Genomic DNA, 20418 nt, shown 5'->3' on the forward strand with positions numbered 1-20418 from the left:
TTCCTGTTGCGAGTCCCGTTCCGTGCTTCCACCTGGGAACTCCGCCCCCAGACCCCGTCAATCTGATCGGGGGCCTGCGAGGGGACCCTTGTGCGAGCCTGCCTGTTTTGGAAAGGGAGGAGCCCCCGGCGGGGGACCGGGGGCTCCGAGGGGTGGTGCGGTTGGCTCAGATGTCGAGGGTCCAGGAGTCGATGGTGCCCGTGTCCTGGCGGTAGAGGTCGCGGACTCGGAGTTGCCAGGTGCCGTTTGCGTCTTCAGCGCTGGCGTTCACGTTGTAGGTGGCGTTGATGTCGTCGGCGCTGTCGCTGCCGTTGGAGACCTTCAGGAGCTTCACGGTGCCTGAGGGGGCGATCAGCGCCAGTTCCAGGTCGCCTCGGTAGGTGTGCTTGATGGCCACCTTGACGGTGCCCGTGGCGCTGGCCTTGCCGTTGCAGTCGGCGATGGCGATGGAGCTGGTGACCGAGGAGGCGTCCGGGATGGCCGTGTCGGTGTCGTTGGTGACTGCTGGGCACTGGCCCGGCGGGTTGCCAGGGGCGGTGCCGGTGATGTGCAGGAGTTTGTTCGGGGAGCCGGTGCCTGGGCTGGTGACCACGTCGGAGGTGGCGTTTTCCACCAGGGCGTCGCGGACCTGTTGTGGGGTCGCCGTGGGGGACGAACCCAGGAAGACCGCGGCGGCGCCTACGACGTGTGGGGTGGCCATTGAGGTGCCGCTGATGGTGTTGGTGGCGTTGTCGTCGGTCAGCCACGCACTGGTGATGTCGCGGCCTGGGGCGAAGATGTCCAGGCAGGTGCCCAGGTTGGAGAACGAGGAGCGGGCGTCGGTGCGGTCGGTTGAGCCGACGGTGATGGCCTCCGGGGTGCGGGCCGGGGAGGTGTTGCAGGCGTTGCCGCCGTTGTCGTTGCCGGCTGCCAGGCCGTAGGTGACGCCTGCGGCGATGGAGCGCTGGACGGCTTGGTCGACGGTGTCGTTGGCGCCGCCGCCCAGGGACATGTTGGCCACTGCGGGCTTGTGGGCCGGGTTGGTCTGGACGTCGTTGGTGACCCAGTCGATGCCGGCGATCACGCCTGCGAAGGTGCCGGAGCCCTGGCAGTTGAGGACTCGGACGGCGACGAGTTTCACGTCCTTGGCCACGCCGTACTTCTGGCCGCCGATGGTGCCTGCGACGTGGGTACCGTGGCCGTTGCAGTCGGTGGCGTCGTTGTCGTTGTCGACGGTGTCGGTGCCGGAGACGGCGCGGCCGCCGAAGTCGGTGTGGGTCAGGCGGATGCCCGTGTCGATGATGTAGGCGGTGACGCCTGCTCCGCGGTTCGGGTAGGTGTAGCTGTTGTCCAGCGGGAGCGCGCGCTGGTCGATGCGGTCCAGGCCCCAGGACGGGGTCGGGGTCTGCGTCTCGGAGATCCTCACCTCGCCGTCCTGCTCGACGTAGGCGACGGACGGGTCAGCGGCCAGGCGCTTGGCCTGGGTTTCGGACATCTGCGCCGAGAAGCCGCGCAAAGCGGACTTGTACGTGTGCTTCACAGTCGCGCTGTACTTCGCGCTGAGGTTCTCCACGCTGCTCGTGCTGAAGTCCTTCAGCACGACGATGTAGTTGTCCTTGACCGAGTTGGACGCACCGAGGTTCCGAATCTCCCCCTCGGGCGCAGCGGTGGCGGAGACGGACGACAGCACGAGCGCGGTGCTCGCCACCAGTCCGATTCCGGCCGCTCGTCTGGCCCACGATTCTCCCATAGCAGCATGCTCCCTCGTCGCAGGGTTGTGCAGGTGAGAGTTTTCTTAGTGGCGCAGACGGATTACGCACAAGAAGGTCCACGGAATTACCTTCGAATGCTGAATCAACAGTTTTGCGAGGCCTGTGAATTAGTTGGTGCCGCTGAGCTATGGACAAAACAATTGCGCCCCGAACGGTTCACCGTCCGGGGCGCAAATTCGCTTGGTATCTCAATCAATCGCCGCGGCGCACGGCTCCGAGGATCTGCTGCTCGGCCGGGGTGGTGTACAGCCGCAGGTGCGCCCACATGTCCTGGCCCATCGCGATGACCTGGTCGTCCTTCAGCTGGGTCAGCTGCTGGAACATCTGCGGGCGCAGGCGCCACATCTGACCGGCCAGCTGTGCCTGGCCCATCGGGAGGCGCTGCAGCAGCACGAGGTCCGCGTTGTTCGCCGTCGACGAGGCCTGCGGGTGCAGGTACGGCAGCACGTACATCGTGGTCTGCCACGGTGCACGGGGCGGGAACAGCTCCTGCGGGACGTGGCCGCCGTCGTGGATCACGAGCAGCGGCATGTCCTCGGTCGGCCTGGGGAGGTCTGCTGGGGACAGGCGGCGCAGCTGCACCAGTTGGGACGGGCGGCCGTCCGGGCCCTGGCCCGCCGCGCGCACGACCGGCTGCCAGGCCTGCGGGCGGCCGGTGGCGATGATGATCCACGCGCCGGTGGCCATGGCCCGCAGTGCGATCTGGCGGGCCAGGTACAGGCCGCCGACGCACACCATGCGGGTCGGGGTGGGGCGCAGCACGGACACCGAGAGCGGTTCGCCCTTGACGCCCTGGCCGAGCATCATGCCGCCGCGGTCGCCGCTCGGACTGACCACGTCGAGCATGTTCGGCGACACCAGGAACTCCGGTGCCACCGCCCCGCGGCCGCGCGAGTCGAGCAGACGGGACGAGCTCATGCCACACCTCCCAGCGGCAGCGTCGCGGCCAGGCCGGCGAGCTGCATGCCCCGCAACGGGGTCAGCGTGATGTCGAGCTTGTCGCTCAGCTTCGACAACTGGTCCTCCGCGCGGTCCAGCTCGCTCGGCGTGCGGGCGCTCACCCGCACCAGGCCGCGCAAGGAGACCTGACCGTCCTCACGGGACGGTGAGATCGACATCGCGAGGGTCGAGGACAGCGCGCGCACGCCCGTGAGCGAGTTCAGGTTGCCCTTCAAGCCCTTCGACGGCCAGCCGGTGATCGCGTAGCTCGCGTGACCGACGCCACCCGCGGTGACGCCCGCCCACTTCTCCCGCAGCGAGACCGGGTTCGTGTTGCCGACGGCGGCGGTCAGCTCGGCCGACGAGATCGCGGCGCGCAGCAGTTCGTCCGAGTCGAGCGGGCGGATCGTGACGCCCGCGGACTCCAAAGCGTTGCGGACACGGGACAACGCGCCGATCAACGCGCGGTGCGCACCGACGACGCCGCCACCGCGCTCCCGGATCGCCTCGCCGCAGCGGCGCGGGTCGAGCCGCACCGTGATCCACGTGGTGCGCCGGGCCGCCGCGGGCAGCGGGCCGAGCACCTCCATGTACGAGCTGATCGCCGGCGAGTTCGGCGGAAGCGCCGCGCTGCCGGGGTAGCAGTGCCAGATCACGGTGATCGCGTCCAGGACGACACCGCGGTCCTCCAGGCACGGCGTGAGCGCGCCCAGCGGCAGCGACGGTGCCGTGCCGACCGCGGAGATCAGCGGCGGGGTCGGGTCGACCAGCAGCACCGCCGTCCACACGCCGTCGTGCCACGACAGCGCGAGCGGGCGGCGTTCGTGGTCGACGCCCTTCGCGATCACCAGGTCCGGGATCGCGAGGCGCAGCAACGCGACGCGCGGGTCTTCCGGGCCGAGCACCTGCATCTCGTCGTCACCAGGCTTGGACTCCTGCGGCTCGACGCGCTTCGCGGTCCGGCTGTGCGAACGGAAGTTGTAGCGCAGCCGGACGCCGATCCACTGGGTGAGCCAACGACCACGCGATCGGGTGAACGCCAGGATCAGTGCGATCAACAGCACACCGCCGGCGATCGACACCGACACGACGTTGAGCGCACCGGCCGGGGTCTTCACGCCCATGAGGGTGAGAACGAGGAGTGCGATGGCGAGACCGATCTCGATCGTGACTACGTTCGAGACGGGCAAGGAGCCGAGGCTGACTCCGGCAGCTCTGCGCCGGACACGCCCGACAGGACGTGGAGGCACAGGTGCCTGCTGGCCAGGACCCCCGGGTCCCTGCGGCCGCGCCATCCCCTGGTTCGGCCGGGGCGGATGTGGAGTGGTCACGGACATCCGTTGTGGTCTCTTTCCCCTCGATGGTCGGTGGGCTTGGCGAACCGGCCCACGGAGCAACCTGCGTCCGGCTATCCTGCCGAACCGTACCGCGACTGGGAGAGCAGCGAGCCGAGAATGGCATCAACACCCACCACCAAGTCACAGGTCCAGGCCTACCAATTCGTCCTGCGGCGGATGCAGTCCGCCCTGGTCCGCAGAGACGCAGTGATGCTGCATGACCCCATGCGCAACCACTCGCGCGCGACAGCGGTCGGCGTGGTCCTGGGCGTCGTCGCTCTGCTCGGCTTCCTGGTGTACGGGCTGTTCAAGCCGGCGCCGCGGCTGGACGACAACACGCAGATCGCCATCAGCAAGGAAACGGGCCAGGTCTACGTCGTCGACGCACAGCCGACGAAGCGCCTGATCCCGATGACGAACCTCGCGTCGGCGCGCCTGCTCTGGTACTCGCGCAACAACCCCGACCAGCAGGCCGGTGGCGGCGACGCGCCGGGTGGCACCGCGAACAGCGGGCAGAGCCAGGTCGCGGGCGGCGAGCCGAAGCTGGTGAGCGAGGCGACTCTGGCGACCCTGCCGCGCGGCAGGCTCACCGGTCTGCCGGACGCGCCGGACGTGCTGCCGAAGCCCGATCTCCGCATCGACGCGCAGTGGTCGGTCTGCGACACGCTGAGCCTCGACGACTTCCGCGAGGACAAGGCGGCGGAGAACCAGATCAAGACCTCCGTGATCGCCGGCGTGAGCGGCGGCAACCCGGAGATGGGCGACGAGGCCGTGCTCGTGCAGCAGCGCACCGGTGAGAAGAAGGCCTACCTGATCTACAAGAAGCCCCAGAGCCTGCGGGACATCTCGTCGTCGACCGTGCGCGCCGAGGTGGACCTGAAGAACGACAAGGCGCTCAACGCCCTCAACCTGAAGGGCAAGACGCCGCGGGCCATCAGCACGGCGCTGCTGAACGCGATCCCCGAGGTGGCCCCGCTGAAGGCCCCGGTCATCGCGAACCAGGGCAAGAAGGCGACCTACGTCACCGAGACGAACGTCAACATCGGTGAGCTCGTCGAGGTCGAGCGCAGTGCCGGCTCGGAGCAACTGGTGGCGCTGGAGGACGGCTTCCAGACGGTCGACGACACCGTCGGCGACCTGCTGCGCTGGGCGTACTCGAACAACAAGCAGGCGATCAAGCTCTCGCCGAGCGCCATCGCGGACCACAAGGACCCGAAGAACCCGCTGACGCTCGACTCGTTCCCGCAGAAGATCCCGACCACGCTCGAGGCGAACGCGGGCAACACGGTGATCTGCCTGGGCTGGAAGGCCGACAACGTCACGGAGGCGACGAAGGCCGAGCACACCTCGGTGACGATCGGCTCCAAGCTGCCCGGCCCGAAGGAGATGACCCCGGTCGAGCTGAACGCGGCCGGTGCGGGCGGCGAGATCGTCGACCAGTTCCTGATGCTGCCCGGCAAGCAGGCGGTCGTGCGGGCGAGCCAGGGCGTCGGCGACTACGGCACGGGTCCTGTGCAGATCGTCACGGGACGCGGTGTCCGCTACGGCATCCCGGACGCCGGCACCGCTGCGGCGCTGGGGCTGGAGGGCAACTTCCCGCCGGCGCCGAACCAGATCCTGAGCCTGTTGCCGATGGGGCCGCAGCTCAACAAGAACGAGGCGAACCGCAGCTTCGACGCGATCACCCCGGCTCAGAAGGGTTCGATCAAGGACCCGCAACAAACCCAGAAGTAAGCGCACGAGTAGCGGAACCGGTCCGGGTGCATCACCGTCGTATTTGGACGGAATGCACCCGGACTTTTCTCAAGGGGGACTGTTGTGGCCGGTCGGATAACCGTCGATGCGGGGTGGTTGGAGCAGTACGCCGACCGGATCGACGGCACGACGGACGATCTGAGGCGGGTGCGGGACGTCATGAAGGCCTCCTCGCTGCGCCCGGAGTCGTTCGGCGAGATCGGCAGGACGCTCGGCAGTGCCCAGGGCTACACGCGAGCGGCCGAGTTGCTCAACTCGCAGCTCGCCCGCGCCTGCGACACGCTCGACGCGGCCGCGAAGGGTTTGCACGCCGTGGCGAAGCAGCACGGGCACTCCGAGGAGGAGGCCTTGCAGCACATCAAGAAGGTCGATCGGCGGTAGGGGAGCTGTGGTGACCAAGAACGGCAGGCAGATCGCGGCCGAGGTCGGTCCCGAGCTCGACTACCTCTCGCGGGTGAGTAACAAGCTCGGTGTCGTGGACCTCGTGCACGACTTCTTCGACCCGCTGGTGGGCGACTGGAACGACCTTCGTGAGGAAGCCGAACGCTGGCGCAAGGCCGCGAAGGTGTCCGAGGCGGTCAACAAGCACGTCGCGGCACCGCTCGGCGGCGTCGACGCGCGGTGGCAGGGCAAGGACGCCGACGCGTTCCTCGACCACATGCGCAAGGTCGGGCTCGCGGGTGGCGACATGTCCGATGCGATGAACGCCATGGCGGACGCGCTGGAGGAGACGGCCGACGGCGTGCGCGACATCGTGCAGGACATGGCGCACGTGCTCGCCGACGCCGCGGACTCGGTGTCCGGCACGGCGGCGCTGCCCCTGGAGGGCGACCAGCGCGCGATCAAGCACATCGAGGAGCTCAAGGAGCCGGTCCGCGAGCTGCACGACTCCGCGCGGCAGGTGCTGGAGGCGTTTCTCAAGCTGTGCGACGGGGTTTCCGGTGAGGCCGGCAACTTCGGCTCGGTGCGGATGGAGCACAAGTACCCGGACGAGGACTGGACGTACACCGCGCCCGCCAAGCCCGAGACGAAGGCTCCGGAACCGGGCAAGCCCGCTGACACCAACACGTCCACCGCGAGCAAGGGCGGCGGCGGAACCCCGTCGACCGGCGGTGGTGGCGGAGGTGTCGGCGGAGGCGTCGGTTCGGTGGGTGCACCCGCCGCTGCCGCCGCGCACTCGCAGCCGATGCAGTTCGGAGGCGCCACAGGCATCTCTGAGCAGCTCCCGCCCTCGGAGAAGGGTGCTGGGGCCGCTCCGGCCGCCGCGGCCGCTGGTGGACGTCCTGGGGCCGCGGGAGGCGGTGCCGGGGCGATGGGCGGCGGCATGATGGGCGGCATGGGCGCCATGGGCGGCGGCGGTCAGCAGGGCGGCGACAAGGAGCACAAGGCGAAGATGCGCATCACCGGCTCGATCGACGACCTGCTCGGCAAGCCGAAGAAGGCGGCGCCGAAGACGATCGGCGACGACGACTGAAACACCTCGGGACCAACGAGAACGGCCCCGCTGGAGAGTTCCAGCGGGGCCGTTCTCGTTGATGGCTAGGCGTCTTTGCGCCTGCGGTTCACCGAGTTGCGCACGAACAGCGTGAGCATCAGCAGTGCCACACCGAGCCCGATGCCCGACAGCGCCACGATGATCGGCGGCCAGTCGATGCCGGGTGGAGGAGTGACGGTCGTGTTCATCTCCTTCGGCTCCGGCTTCTGGAACCCCTTGGCCTCGGCCGGCAGCACCGCGGTCAGCGCGGCCACCGGGTTGATCATGCCGTAGCCGACCTTGTTGTCCTTTCCGGACACGTTGCCGGGGTTCAGGGCCGTGGCCTTCAAGCGGTTCATCACCTGGCGCGCGTTCAGGTCCGGGAACCGCTGACGCACCAGCGCGGTGATGCCCGCCACGTACGGCGAGGCGAAGCTGGTGCCCTTGATGTCTGTCGTGCCCTGCGCGGTCACGTTGGCGTTCGTCAGGCCGGTGCCCTTGGGGTCGACGGAGATGATCTCCTCACCCGGTGCGGCGATGCTGACCCACGGACCCCAGACGCTGAACGACGAGACCGCGCCGGAGCGGGCGATCGACGCCACGGACAGCACGTCGTTGGCGAACCACGCCGGCGACGAGATCGAGTTCACGTTGGCCGGGTCCAGGTTGTCGTTCTGCTTGGGACACCCGGCGCCCTTGTCGCTGAGGTTGCCCGCCGCCGTCACGATCACGACGTTCTTGACGTCCACCGCGTACTTGATCGCGGCCTGCAGACTCTGGTCGTCCGCGCTGAAACCCTTGGGAGTGCCGCAGTTCGTCAGCGAGATGTTGATGACCTTGGCGTTCTGGTTCGCCGCGCGGACGATGGCCATCGCCAGCGTGCTCACCTTGCCGGCGGAATCGCGCTTCTCCGGGTTGGCGGCGTCGCCCTTGAACTCGAACCGGTCGCTGGTCTGGCGGATCGCCATGATCTCAGCTTCCGGCGCGGCACCGACGAAGTCGCCCTCGGTCTTGGCCGCCGCGGCGACACCCGCCACCTCGGTGCCGTGGCCGTCGCAGTCGTCGAGGCCGTTCTTGTCACCGAAGACGTACTCGCCGCCGGCCTTGACGCGGTCGCCGAAGCGCGGGTTGCGCGGGTCGACGCCGGTGTCGATGATCGCGATCTTGATGCCCTTGCCCGTGGCGAACCGGTGCGCCTGCTCCAGGTTCAGCTGGACCTGGCCCCAGGGCTTCTGCTTGATCAGTTCGCTCTTGGTGTCGGACTCGACGCAACCCTTGTTGGTGCGCTCGTACTTGACGTCCGGCCCGCCCTTGTCGACCGGCGGGCCCGTGTTCGGCGGCAGGTCCGGCGGAACCGAGTTCGGCTTCACCGCGGCCGACGATGACGACGACGGCTGGGCGGAGGCGTGCGGTACCGCCCCCGTCAGCAGCAGTAGTCCGGCGGTCGCTGCCGCCGTGGTGCGCCTCATACCCGTCCTCATGATGGCCCGATCAGGCCCCGGAACACCGAGTACAGGTCCATCACCGCGAGCGCCAGCGGCACCACGGCGGCGATGAGGATCGCCTCGAGCACGTCGACGGTGCGGCGCAACGGCGGCGAGAACTTCTGGCCGGGGAACACGACACCGAGCACGAGCGCGCCCGCGCCGAGGAGCAGCAGCGTGCCGAACACGAAGACGATGCGGTTGAGCTCGGTGGCGGAGATCAGCCAGCCGACCAGGATGCCCGCGCTGGCGAACATGCCGGTCGACAGCAGTGCCACGGCCTGCGCGCCGTTCGCGTACGCACGGCCGCGCATCATCAGCACGATCGCGACGACGACGCCGTAGATCGGGCCCCAGACCGTGTCGGCACCCGCGGCGACGATCGCGGCGAGCGCGGCCACCACACCGGTACCGATGATCATGCCGGTCAGGTACTCGTGCGCGACCGCGGTGCGGCGCTCGATGACGGCGAACTCCGGGAAACCGGTGTCCTCCTTGAGGTCCTCGGCGTTCGTCGGCACGACGGGCGGCGGGATCTTCGCCAGCTGCAGCGTGAGCCTCGGCAGCATCGACAGCGCGGCGAGCGCCACGGCACCGGTCGCGGCGGCCACCCCGGCGAGCGGGTGGTCGACGAACGTCGCGACGAGGAACGCGAGCGCCACGAGCGTGCCGCCGGTCGCCGCGGCGATGAACACCGTGATGCCCTGGCCGATCAGCAGGATGCCGCCCCACGCGAAGATCATCATCAGCGCGGACGCCAGCAGCATCTTCGGGTTGAACCCGACACCGGGCACGGCGTGGAAGCCGGCCACGAACGCCATCGGCAGCGAACCGCACGCGGCGATCAGCACACCGGTCGAGGCCGCCTTGTACGCACGCGCGATGGTCGCGCCCGTCGCCAGTGCGGCGACGGCGGCGACACCCGCGGCGATGGCGGCGGCGAGCCCGCTGCCCTTGCCCGCGACGGTGATCGGACCGGACAGGAACAAGGCCACCGCGGAACCGATCAACGCGAGCGCGCCCGCGAGGTGACCGAACTTCTGCGCGGTTTCCTTGGTCCACGGCCGGAACGAGTCCGGATCGGACTCCGCGATCGCGTCGACCACGTCGTCGTACAGCGGCGGCGGCGGGTTCTCGTTGCGGCGCCGCAACTGCAGCAGCTCGCCGTCGACCACGCCGAGCGACGCGAGCGTGCGCGCCGGGTCGAGCGGGCTGTCGCCGAGCTTCGCGAGGCACCAGCCGCCGTGCCGGACACCACCGTCCGGAGTGGCCTCTCTCGCCATGTCCAGCAGCATCGGCAGGAGATCGGCCACCGCCACGTCGGCAGGCAGCGCGACGTCGATACGCGTTCGAGGTGCCACCACCGTGACACGGCTGAACACCGTCGTACCGGTCGCCACCAGGGCCCCCTAAGTCAGATCAGCACTTACAAATCAACGGCCCGACCCTATTGGTCCACTCGGACGCTCGCCGGGCGGCCCTAGTATGGCCGCACCGACGGCTCCTGCACGTGTCGTTTGCAGAACACGTTCGACTGGGTTTTTTCTCGACCCACCTTCGCGGCTCGTTCAGATGCGCAATAGTGTCGGTTGCTACTGGTGGCGTAACGAGAGTCGAAGAGGTGCCTGTCAGTTGAGCACGCTGCAGTTCAAGCGAACGGCACGCCTTGCTGCTCCCCGGCCTCCGGGCGGTGAGGTCCACCTCGAACCGCCACCTGAGGTCCCGCGGATCATCCCCGGCAACATCATGATGAAGGCGATGCCGGTCGTGATGATCGTCGCTTCCGTCGGCATGATGGGCATGATGCTCGTGCTGACGCCGAAGCAGCCGGCGGCGATGATCATGCCGGGCATGATGATGATCTCGACCATCGGCATGATGGCGGGCGGCATGGGTTCTGGCAAAGGCCAGAAGAAGGCCGAGATGAACGAGGACCGCAAGGACTACCTGCGGTACCTCGGCCAGATGCGCGACCGCGCCCGCGAGGCCGCTGACGAACAGCGCGCCGAACGCGAGTGGGTCCACCCGGACCCGCAGATGCTGTGGTCGCTCGCCACCACCCGCCGCATGTGGGAACGCCGTCAGAACGACCCGGACTTCTGCCACCTGCGCGCCGGCCGGGGCTCGCAGCGCCTCGCCACCCGCCTGGTGCCGCCGCAGACCGGTCCCGTCGAGGAGCTCGAGCCGATCGCGACGCTGGCCCTGCGCCGGTTCGTGCGCGCCCACTCGCTCGTTCCCGACCTGCCGATCTCCATCGCGCTGCGCGGTTTCGCCGCGGTCGGCCTGCTCGGCGACATCGAGGACCGCCGCGACGTCGCGCGTGCCCTGCTCGCCCAGCTCGTCACCTTCCACGCCCCGGACGACCTGCTGATCGCGGTCGTCAGCGCGGGTCGCACGAAGCAGCTGTGGGAGTGGGTGAAGTGGCTGCCGCACGCGCAGCACCCCACCGACATCGACGGCATCGGCCAGCGCCGCATGATGGCGAACTCGCTCGCCGAGATCGAGGCGATGCTGGACGAGAACCTGCGCGACCGGCAGCGGTTCACCCGCAACGCCCCGCCGCCGCCGGACCAGCCGCACATCGTGATCGTCATCGACGACGGCGACATCAGCCGCGAAGAGATGATCATCCTCGAGGAGGGTCTGGTCGGCGTCACGCTGCTGGACCTGTCCGAGTGCCTCGGCAACCTGACGGCGCGGCGCGGTCTGCGCCTGGTCGTCGAGAACAACCAGCTCGGTGCCCGCTCCGCGAGCGGTGTCGAGTGGTTCGGCGCGCCGGACCGGCTGTCCGTCGTGGAGTCCGAGGCGCTGGCCCGCAGGCTCTCGCCGTACCGCATGGGTGCCGCCGGTGAGGCCGGTGGCGACTCGGGCGAGGACCCGTTGGCGATGACCAACAACCCGCCGCTGCTCGAGTTCATGGGCATCCCCGGCGACCCGATCACGTTCGACGTGCAGAACGCGTGGCGGCCCCGGCCCAAGCGCGACCGCTACCGCATCCCGTTCGGCATCGGCGAGCACGGCCAGCAGGTCGAGCTCGACATCAAGGAAGCGGCAGAGGACGGCATGGGCCCGCACGGCCTGTGCATCGGCGCGACCGGTTCCGGCAAGTCGGAGTTCCTCCGCACGCTGGTGCTGGGTCTGCTGGCCTCGCACTCGTCGACGGCGCTCAACATGATCCTCGTCGACTTCAAGGGTGGTGCGACGTTCCTCGGCCTGGACAAGGCACCGCACGTCGCCGCGACGATCACCAACCTGGCCGGCGACCTCACCCTGGTCGACCGCATGAAGGACGCCATCGCCGGTGAGGTGTCGCGTCGTCAGGAAGTCCTGGCGAAGGGCAACTACAAGAACGTCTGGGACTACGAGAAGGCCCGCGAGAACGGCGCCCAGCTCGACCCGCTGCCCGCGCTCTTCATCTGCATCGACGAGTTCTCCGAGATGCTGACGGCGAAGCCGGACTTCATCGACATCTTCCTCCAGATCGGTCGTGTCGGCCGGTCGCTGCAGATGCACATGCTCCTCGCGTCGCAGCGACTCGAGGAAGGCAAGCTGCGCGGTCTGGACACGTTCCTCTCGTACCGGATCGGTCTGAAGACGTTCAACGCGGCCGAGTCGCGTGCGGCGATCGGTGTGCCGGACGCCTACGAGCTGCCGCCGATCCCGGGTTCGGGTTACCTCAGCGTGCAGGGCATGCCGCTGACCAGGTTCAAGGCGCTCTACGTCTCGGGCACCTACCGGCCGTCGGGCATGCAGTCCGCCGGTGAGTCGGTGGCGGTGCGCAGCGACAAGCGCCCGCGGTTCTTCGTGCCGGACTTCATCGAGATCCCGAAGGAGCCGGAGCGGCCGATCGAGCCGGTCAAGGTCGAGGCCGCGCCGGTCAAGGAGGACGCGAACGAGCCGACCCAGCTCGAGCTCATCGTCGACCGCCTCATCGGCCAGGGCCCGCCCGCGCACGAGGTGTGGCTGCCGCCGCTCAACGAGCCGCCGACGATGGACACGATGCTGCCGCCGCTCGACGTGACGCCGGACCGCGGTCTGACGTCGCCCGGCTTCCCCGGCAACGGCACGCTGCAGATCCCGGTCGGCGTGGTCGACAAGCCGTTCGAGCAGCGCCGCGACCTGCTGTGGGCGGACTTCTCCGGTGCGGCCGGTCACGGCGCGGTCGTCGGTGGTCCGCAGTCGGGCAAGTCGACGCTGCTCAGGACGATCATCGCGTCGATGTCGTTGACGCACACCCCGCTGGAGGCGCAGTTCTACTGCATCGACCTCGGTGGTGGCACGCTCGCCTCGATGGAGGACATGCCGCACGTCGGTGGCTTCGCCGGCCGTCTCGACGTCGACAAGGTCCGCCGCATGGTGGCCGAGCTGCAGACGCTGATCACCGAGCGCGAGCTGCGGTGGCGCGACCAGCGCATCGACTCGATGGCGGAGTTCCGCAACCGCAGGCGCCGCGGTGAGATCAAGGACGACAACTTCGGTGACGCGTTCCTGATCGTGGACGGCTGGATGAACTTCCGCCAGGAGTTCGAGATGGTCGAGCCCCAGGTCCAGGCGCTGGCCGCGCAGGGCCTGTCCTACGGCGTGCACGTGATCGTCGGCGCCAACCGGTGGGCGGAGATCCGTCCCGCGATGAAGGACCTCCTGGGCACGCGGTTCGAGCTGCGGCTCGGTGACCCGAGCGAGTCCGAGATCGACCGCAAGGTCGCGGTCAACGTGCCGCCCGGCCGTCCCGGCCGCGGTCTCACCGGTGACAAGCTGCACTTCCTCACCGGTCTGCCGCGCATCGACACGCTGCAGGACCCGACCACCATCTCGCAGGGTGTCGCGGACCTCGACGCCAAGCTCAACCAGGCGTGGCAGGGCCCGCGTGCGCCGCAGGTCAGGATGCTGCCGGACCTGCTCGACTACTCGCAGTTCATGGCACAGGTCCAGCAGCACAACCCGAACCGCGGCCACCTGGTCCCGATCGGCGTCAACGAGGACGAGCTCGCGCCCGTCTACATGGACTTCGACGCGGACCCGCACTTCTTCGCGCTGGCCGACGGCGAGGCGGGCAAGACGAACATGCTGCGCACGATCGTCCGCGGCATCATGACGAGCTACACCTCGTCGGAGGCGTTGATCCTGCTGGCGGACTTCCGCCGCACGATGCTCGGGTTCATCGACACCGACCACCTGCTCAGCTACGCGGTGTCGGGCACGCAGCTCGCGCAGAACGTCCTGGAGGTCAAGGGTTCGCTCACCAAGCGCATGCCCGGTCCGGACGTCACGCAGGAGCAGCTGAAGAACCGGTCCTGGTGGACTGGTCCCGAGGTGTTCATCGTCATCGACGACTACGACCTGGTGGCTCCGCAGGGTGGCGTGAACCCGCTGCAGCCGCTCGCCGAGTTCATCCCGCAGGCGAAGGACGTCGGTCTGCACATCATCCTGGCCCGCCGCATGGGTGGTGCGTCCCGCGCGCTGTACGACCCGGTGATGGGCAAGCTCAAGGAGATCTCGGCGCCGATCTTCGTGGGTTCCGGTTCGAAGGAGGAGGGCAACATCGTCGGCAACCTCAAGCCGTCGCCGCAGCCTCCTGGCCGGGGCACGATGGTGACCCGCAAGCACGGTCAGCAGCGCATCCAGTTCGCCTGGATCCAGCCCGACTAGCCGGCTCGCTCTGGCGGGGCCCTTCGTTTCCTTCCGGGAAAACGCAGGGCCCCGCTTGCGTTTGCGCGCAACGTGAAAGGGCCCGCGGCTTGCGCCGCGGGCCCACTCAGGTAGCAGGGGTGTCTACCTGCTTCCCCCCATTCGCCGGACCCGGATCCGGTGCGGTCAAGAGGGAGGAGACCGCACCGGCCGGGCTTCTTCGGAGGTTCCCCCAGGTCTTTCCTGCCTCCGTCGAACCGGCTGAGGAAGACTTTGCCGGATGCCGCTCACGCTTCACTCACGCTTCGATGACATCCGCTGTCGCGGGATCCTCCGGACAAAAGTAAAGGGCCCGCAGCCGAAGCCGCGGGCCCACCGAACAGCAGGGGACTGTCCGGTTCCCCCATAGCCGGATCTCGTGTCGGACAGGCCCACTGGGGAGGGCCCACCCGCCTGAGGCCGACGATCGTGACACCCCCCAATAACTCGTTGTCACTCTCGTCGTCCGGCTGATCACCACTTTGCCCGGCCGTGCTCACACTTCGGTCACACCGAGTTCACGCCCATAGACTCGTTGCTCGGCAGGACCGGGGGAAGGCGACGACGTGCGAGTCGAGTACCGCGTGCTGGGGCCGCTGGAGGTGCTGCTCGACGGCTCCCCGGTTGCCGTGCCCGCTGGTCGGTGCCGCGTGCTGCTCGCCACACTCCTGTTGCGCGCCAACGAGTTCGTGTCGACCGCGGAGATCGTCGAGCGGCTGTGGGACGGCACGCCGCCGAACCTCGACCGCGCGGGCAAGACGGTGCACATGATCGTGACCCGCCTGCGGCAGGCGCTCGGATCGGCGAACTGCGTGCGCACCGGCACGGGTGGTTACGCCGCTGTGGTGGAGCCCGGTCAACTGGACCTGCTGCGGTTTCGGGCGCACTTGAACGCCGGCGAGCACGCGGAGGCGACCGCGTTGTGGCGCGGGCCGGTGCTCGCGAACGTGTCGTCGGAGTCGCTGCACCGCGACGCCGTGCCCGCGTTGGCCGAGGAACGGCTGACCGCGCTGGAGCACCGGATCGGCGCGGATCTCGCGCGCGGGCTCGCGGCGGAGCTGGTGCCGGAGCTGCGGGTGCTCACGACGCAGCACCCGTTGCGCGAGGTGTTCTGGGCGCAGCTGATGCTCGCGTTGCACCGCGGCGGCCAGCAGGCGGACGCGCTCGCGGTGTTCGGGGAGGTCACCGTCCTGCTGGAGGACCAGCTCGGCGTGCAGCCGGGGCGGGAGTTGCGGGACGCGCAGCAGCAGGTGCTGGCTGGCGAGGTGCCGGGACGGGCTGTGGTGCGGCATCAGGTGCCGCGTCAGCTGCCGACCGCGTTGCCTCATTTCGTGGGCCGGGAGTCCGAACTGGACAGGCTCGACGCCGGACGGCCGATCGCGGTGATCCACGGCAGCGGTGGAGTCGGCAAGACGTCGCTCGCCGTGCAGTGGGCGCACCGGGTGGCTCCTCGGTTTCCCGACGGGCAGCTCTACGCCGACCTGCGCGGGTTCGACCCGACGGGTGCGCCGGTGAACCCGACCAGCGCGGTCCGCGACTTCCTGCTCGCGCTGGGCGTGCCGGCGGACGAGATCCCGCTCGACACCGAGGAGATGCTCGGCAGGTACCGCTCGTTGCTGTCGCGGCGACGGGTGCTCGTGCTGCTCGACAACGTCCGCGACCTGGCCCAGGTTCGTCCGCTGCTGCCAGGTGGGACGCGCAGCCTGGCGGTGATCACGAGCCGCAATCGCTTGCAGGGCCTGGTTTCCGAGGGCGCGTTCGCACTGGACGTGTTGGAGCCCGGTGAGTCGATGGCGTTGTTCGCCGGCCGGGTGGGCGCGGACCGGGTCGCGGCCGAACCTTCCTCTGCCGCGCGGCTCGTCCAGCTGTGCGCGGGGCTGCCGTTGGCGCTCGCGGTGGTGGCCGCACGGGCGATGCTCGACCAGCACCCGCTGGGCATGCTCGTGGAGGAGTTGGAAGTCGCTGCTCTGGACGCGTTGGACACCGACGACCCGTTGACGAGCGTGCGCGCGGTGTTCTCGTGGACGTTCGGATGCTTGAGTCCGGCGGCGGCGCGGTTGTTCGTGCTGCTCGGCCTCCATCCCGGTCCGGACGTGACCGAGCCCGCGGCGACGAGCCTGCTGGGTGCTTCTTCGCTCGAGGCGTTGGACGAGCTGGTCCGCTACAGCTTGATCAACTGCCAGTACGACCGCTATCGGCTGCACGACCTGATGCGTTCGTATGCGGCGGAGGAGGCAGCCGCGCGGTTGACTCCGGTGGAACGTTCTGCAGCCCGGCAACGGATCTTCGACCACCTCCTGCACTCGGCGCTGGCCGCCGTTGCGAAGTCGGATCCGCTGCGGCAGCCCATCACCACACCGCCGGCTGCTCCGGGCGCCGTCGTGCTGGAGTTCTCGACGACCACCGACGCCGACCGCTGGTTCACCTCGGAACGCGCGGTGTTCGGCTCCGCGGTGGCCGCGGCGGGCGAGGCCGGTTTCGACGGGCACGTGTGGCGGACGGTCTGGGCGATCCGCCACTTCCTGCTCGCGACCGGCCGGTGGCGGGAGGGAGAACGCCTGCAACGCCTGGCGATCGCGGCCGCTGAGCGTTCAGGTGACCTCGAAGGCCAGTGCAGGGCCCGGCGTGGCCTGGTGTCGTTCCTGGTGCCGGAGCAGGAGTTCGCGGAGGCGGAGGACCAGCTGCGCGCGGCCGTGGCGCTGGACTCCCTGCGGGGAGACCGGATCGGCCTCTCCAACGACCTGCGCGGCCTCGCCTTCCTGCTGGGCCGCCAGGGCAAGTACACCGACGCGCTCGAACCGTTGGCGCGTGCTTTGGACGTGGCCACCGAGAGCGGCGACCAGATCGAGATCGCGAGCGTCGCGGCGTCGCTCGGCTTCGTGCACAACGAGCTCGGCTCACATGCGGAAGCGGTGGTCTGGGCGGTGCGGGCGCGCGACCTGTTCCTGGAACTGGTGCCGGACGAACGCGACACCGTGGTGGCCTCGAACCGCGACACCCTCGGCAGCATCTACCGCGCGTTGGGCCGCCACGCCGACGCCGAGGCGAACTACCTGAGATCCGCGGAACTGCAGGGCGCGCTGTCGTACCGGCACTACCAGGCGGACACACTGGTGCGGCTGGCCGACCTGAAACGGGAGCAGGGCTCGTTCGACGCGGCGCGCGGCCACTACCTCGCGGCGCTGGAGATCTACGACGACCTCGGCTTCGCGAAGGCCGACGACGTGCGCGAGCTGCTGGCCCTCCTGGGTTGAGAGGCCGGTCCCGCCGCAGTGAAGAGGGAGGTAACTGCGCCCGGACCGGCCAGTCATATGGTCTGCGACGGCGCTCACACTTCGGTCACAGGTCGCTTGGGGGAGGAACGTTGGCTGTCGAGTACCGGGTCCTCGGGCCGCTGGAGGTCCTCATCGACGGCGCCGTCGTACCGGTGCCGGCCGGGCGGTGCCGCGTGCTGCTCGCAACGTTGTTGTTGCGCCCCAACCAGTTCGTTTCCGTTGACGAACTGGTCGACCGGCTCTGGGAAGGCGAACCACCGTCGTCCGATCGTGCGCACAAGACGCTGCAGATGGTGGTCGTCAGGCTGCGCCAGGCGCTGGGTGAAGCGAGCTGTGTGCAGACCGCGCGCGGCGGCTACCGCACCGAACTGGATCCTTCGACCATCGACCTGACCCGGTTCAGGGCTTTGGTGGCTGCCGGCGATTTTGCTGCCGCGGTCGGGTTGTGGCGTGGTCCGATGCTCTCGGACGTCCAGTCCGACTCGCTCCACCAGCGCGACGTGGCGCCGGTGACCGAGGAGTGGTTGCGGGCCATGGAACGCCGGATCGGCGCCGACCTGGAGGCCGGACGTGCCGCAGACCTGGTCGCCGAACTGCGCGGGCTCGTCGTGTCGCATCCCCTTCGCGAGGCGTTCTGGGCTCAGCTGATGCTCGCGCTGGCCCAGTCCGGGCAGCAGGCGCAGGCTTTGGCGGCGTACCAGGAGGTGCGCTCGCTGCTGGCCGAATCGCGGCCGATGAGACTCATCTCGAACACCGCCGCCCGTTGTCGACGCCGCCGGTGCCGGTGCCTGGGACGAGTCCGGAAAAGTTCGCCGAGCTGGAGGCGGTGCACGACTGGTTTCGCGCCGAACACAACGTGCTGCGAGCAGTGATCGCTCACAGCGACGCCCAGGGCTTTGACCGCCACACCTGGCAGATGGTGTGGACCGCGTTCGTCTTGATCGATCGGATCGGTCCATGGCGGGATTGGGTGTGGGCGCTCGGCGCTGCGGAACGGGCTGCTGCCAGGAGCAGAGAGCACGGATGTGCCGCGAGGTTGACGTACTTCGAGGGTGTCGCCACCGCCAGGCTCGGAAACTACGAGCTCGCCCAACGAAGGTTCGCGGCGAGCCAACGTGTTTACGCGGAACTCGGCGATGTGCCGGGACAGGTACGCGTCCTGATCGGCGTGGCGTGGACGTGGATCCTGCTGGATCGCCCGCGCGACTCGCTGAAGGTCGCGCAGGCCGCGCTCAAGCTGCAGCGTGGCGATGCCGGCGCGACTGCCGAGTTGATCGCCGAGGCTTTGCGTCAGGTCGCGGAGGGCTTCCTCGCGGCGGGCGAGTACGAGAAGGCGCTTGAATGCTGTGCGGAGATGGAAACCCTGCTGAAGGGCGTAGAGGTCCACTCGTACGGCTCTGGACACGACGCCCTGACCAAGGGGGCGATTCTCGTGCGTCTTGGTGAGTTCAACGAGGCGATCGAGGTTCTCGCCAGCGCGATCCGGCATTTCAACCAATTCGGCAGCTGGTCGGACATCGCAGGGGTGCAGAGGTGGCTCGGCGAGGCGTACGAACAGGCGGGCGACCTCACCGCCGCGCGTCGTACGTGGTTCGAGGCTCTGGCGACTCTCGAGTATCACCAGCACCCCTTCGCGGAGAAGGTGCGGGCCAAGCTCGCCGCCCTCCCCGAGAACTGATGAGCGGTGCTGGTGGCCCCCCCAGGTCCATCGCCACCAGCACCGCTGACAGCAACTCTGCCCGAGGCCGCTCACACTTCGCTCACACTGTGATCACAGCACCTACACTGCTGGTGACATGGGGGGTGTCATGCGAGCCGAGTACCGCGTGCTGGGGCCGTTGGAGGTGCTCCTCGACGGCGAACCCGTGGCGGTCCCAGCTGGAAGATGCCAGGTGTTGCTGGCCTCTCTGCTGTTGAGAGCCAACCGGTTCATGTCGGTCGACGAGCTGGTGGACCTCGTCTGGGACGGTACTCCGCCGAGGCTCGATCGTGCCAAGCGCACTTTGCAGATGGTCGTCCGCAGGCTGCGGGTCGCGCTGGGTGAGGCGGACTGCATAGAGACTCGGACCGGTGGATATCTGGCCGTTGTGGAGCCAGATCAGCTCGACCTGTCGCGGTTTCGGGCGCTTGCGGGTTCTGGTGACTTCGGTGCCGCGTCGGCGTTGTGGCGCGGTGTGGTGCTGGGCAACGTGGCGTCGGACCGGCTGCATCGCGAGGAGGTGCCGCGGCTCGACAACGAGCGGCTCGCGGTGCTGGAGCGGCGGATTGACGCGGAACTCGACCGCGGGCTCGCCGGTGAGCTGGTGGCGGAACTTCGGTCGCTGGTGGCCGAGCACCCGTTGCGGGAACCGTTTTGGCGGCACCTGATGCTCGCGCTGTACCGGTCCGGCCAACAGGCGGCGGCGTTGCTGGCCTACCAAGAGGTCAGGACCACACTGGTCGACGAGCTCGGCATCGATCCCAGTGAGTCGCTGCGGGACCTGCACGAACGGATCCTGCGTGCGGAGGTGCCCTCGGGTGGCCGGCTGGTACCGCGGCAGTTGCCCTCGGGCGTGCGGAACTTCGTGGGCCGCGACGAAGAGCTCCGCCTGCTCGGCGAACTGGACGGCGTCACCGTCGTGCACGGCGTTGGTGGCGTGGGCAAGACCGCGGTCACGTTGAGGTGGGGGCGGGAGGTTCGTGATCGTTTCCCGGACGGCGACCTCTACGTGAACCTGCGCGGGTTCGATCCGGAGA

At 68.9% G+C, this 20418-nt stretch carries 13 protein-coding genes; 8 read left to right on the forward strand and 5 right to left on the reverse strand.

Features of this window, described 5'->3' with window-relative positions; translation table 11 throughout:
• Positions 1-166 precede the first annotated feature (166 nt).
• The 3 genes from UK23_RS03245 to eccE form a co-directional block, all read right to left on the reverse strand.
• Complete coding sequence (locus UK23_RS03245) at positions 167-1729, reverse strand: S8 family peptidase (RefSeq protein WP_045309830.1); 1563 nt, start codon at positions 1727-1729, stop codon at positions 167-169.
• A gap of 214 nt (positions 1730-1943) precedes the next feature.
• Complete coding sequence (locus tag UK23_RS03250) at positions 1944-2669, reverse strand: hypothetical protein (protein ID WP_045309831.1); 726 nt, start codon at positions 2667-2669, stop codon at positions 1944-1946.
• On the reverse strand, positions 2666-3880 hold the full coding sequence (eccE, locus tag UK23_RS03255) for a type VII secretion protein EccE (RefSeq protein WP_419503862.1): 1215 nt from the start codon (positions 3878-3880) through the stop codon (positions 2666-2668). Before eccE ends, UK23_RS03250 begins: the two co-directional genes overlap by 4 nt.
• Positions 3881-4144: 264 nt before the next feature.
• Between eccE and eccB the strand changes: the two genes are divergently transcribed.
• From eccB to UK23_RS03270, 3 genes are all read left to right on the forward strand, one after another.
• The gene (gene eccB / locus UK23_RS03260) at positions 4145-5761 is read left to right on the forward strand and encodes a type VII secretion protein EccB (protein ID WP_045309841.1); all 1617 of its coding nucleotides are present in this window, start codon (positions 4145-4147) and stop codon (positions 5759-5761) included.
• 84 nt (positions 5762-5845) lie between these two features.
• Complete coding sequence (locus UK23_RS03265; RefSeq protein ID WP_052684318.1) at positions 5846-6163, forward strand: hypothetical protein; 318 nt, start codon at positions 5846-5848, stop codon at positions 6161-6163.
• A 10-nt stretch (positions 6164-6173) separates the two neighbouring features.
• The gene (locus UK23_RS03270) at positions 6174-7256 is read left to right on the forward strand and encodes a WXG100 family type VII secretion target (protein ID WP_231114354.1); all 1083 of its coding nucleotides are present in this window, start codon (positions 6174-6176) and stop codon (positions 7254-7256) included.
• Between the two features lie 65 nt (positions 7257-7321).
• Here the strand turns inward: UK23_RS03270 and mycP are convergent, their stop codons facing one another.
• Both mycP and eccD read right to left on the reverse strand, forming a co-directional pair.
• The gene (gene mycP, locus UK23_RS03275; protein ID WP_231114355.1) at positions 7322-8725 is read right to left on the reverse strand and encodes a type VII secretion-associated serine protease mycosin; all 1404 of its coding nucleotides are present in this window, start codon (positions 8723-8725) and stop codon (positions 7322-7324) included.
• 8 nt (positions 8726-8733) lie between these two features.
• Positions 8734-10140: a type VII secretion integral membrane protein EccD gene (gene eccD, locus UK23_RS03280; RefSeq protein ID WP_045309835.1), complete on the reverse strand. Its 1407-nt coding sequence runs from the start codon at positions 10138-10140 to the stop codon at positions 8734-8736.
• 232 nt (positions 10141-10372) lie between these two features.
• Here eccD and UK23_RS03285 point away from each other — a divergent pair, with 232 nt between their 5' ends.
• From UK23_RS03285 to UK23_RS03305, 5 genes are all read left to right on the forward strand, one after another.
• On the forward strand, positions 10373-14389 hold the full coding sequence (locus UK23_RS03285; RefSeq protein WP_045309836.1) for a type VII secretion protein EccC: 4017 nt from the start codon (positions 10373-10375) through the stop codon (positions 14387-14389).
• 584 nt (positions 14390-14973) lie between these two features.
• Positions 14974-17661, forward strand: coding sequence for an AfsR/SARP family transcriptional regulator (locus UK23_RS03290; RefSeq protein ID WP_045309837.1), 2688 nt, complete (start codon positions 14974-14976; stop codon positions 17659-17661).
• A 110-nt stretch (positions 17662-17771) separates the two neighbouring features.
• A complete protein-coding gene (locus tag UK23_RS03295; RefSeq protein WP_045309838.1) occupies positions 17772-18554 on the forward strand; it encodes an AfsR/SARP family transcriptional regulator in 783 nt (260 codons plus the stop codon).
• A complete protein-coding gene (locus UK23_RS03300; protein ID WP_156212701.1) occupies positions 18551-19360 on the forward strand; it encodes a tetratricopeptide repeat protein in 810 nt (269 codons plus the stop codon). The genes UK23_RS03295 and UK23_RS03300 overlap by 4 nt, the downstream gene beginning before the upstream one ends.
• Positions 19361-19490: 130 nt before the next feature.
• Positions 19491-20418: AfsR/SARP family transcriptional regulator (locus UK23_RS03305; RefSeq protein WP_045309840.1), on the forward strand; the 928-nt coding region annotated here is incomplete at its 3' end.

Origin of the sequence: Lentzea aerocolonigenes (genome assembly GCF_000955955.1) — a bacterium.
GTDB lineage: Bacteria > Actinomycetota > Actinomycetes > Mycobacteriales > Pseudonocardiaceae > Lentzea > Lentzea aerocolonigenes_A.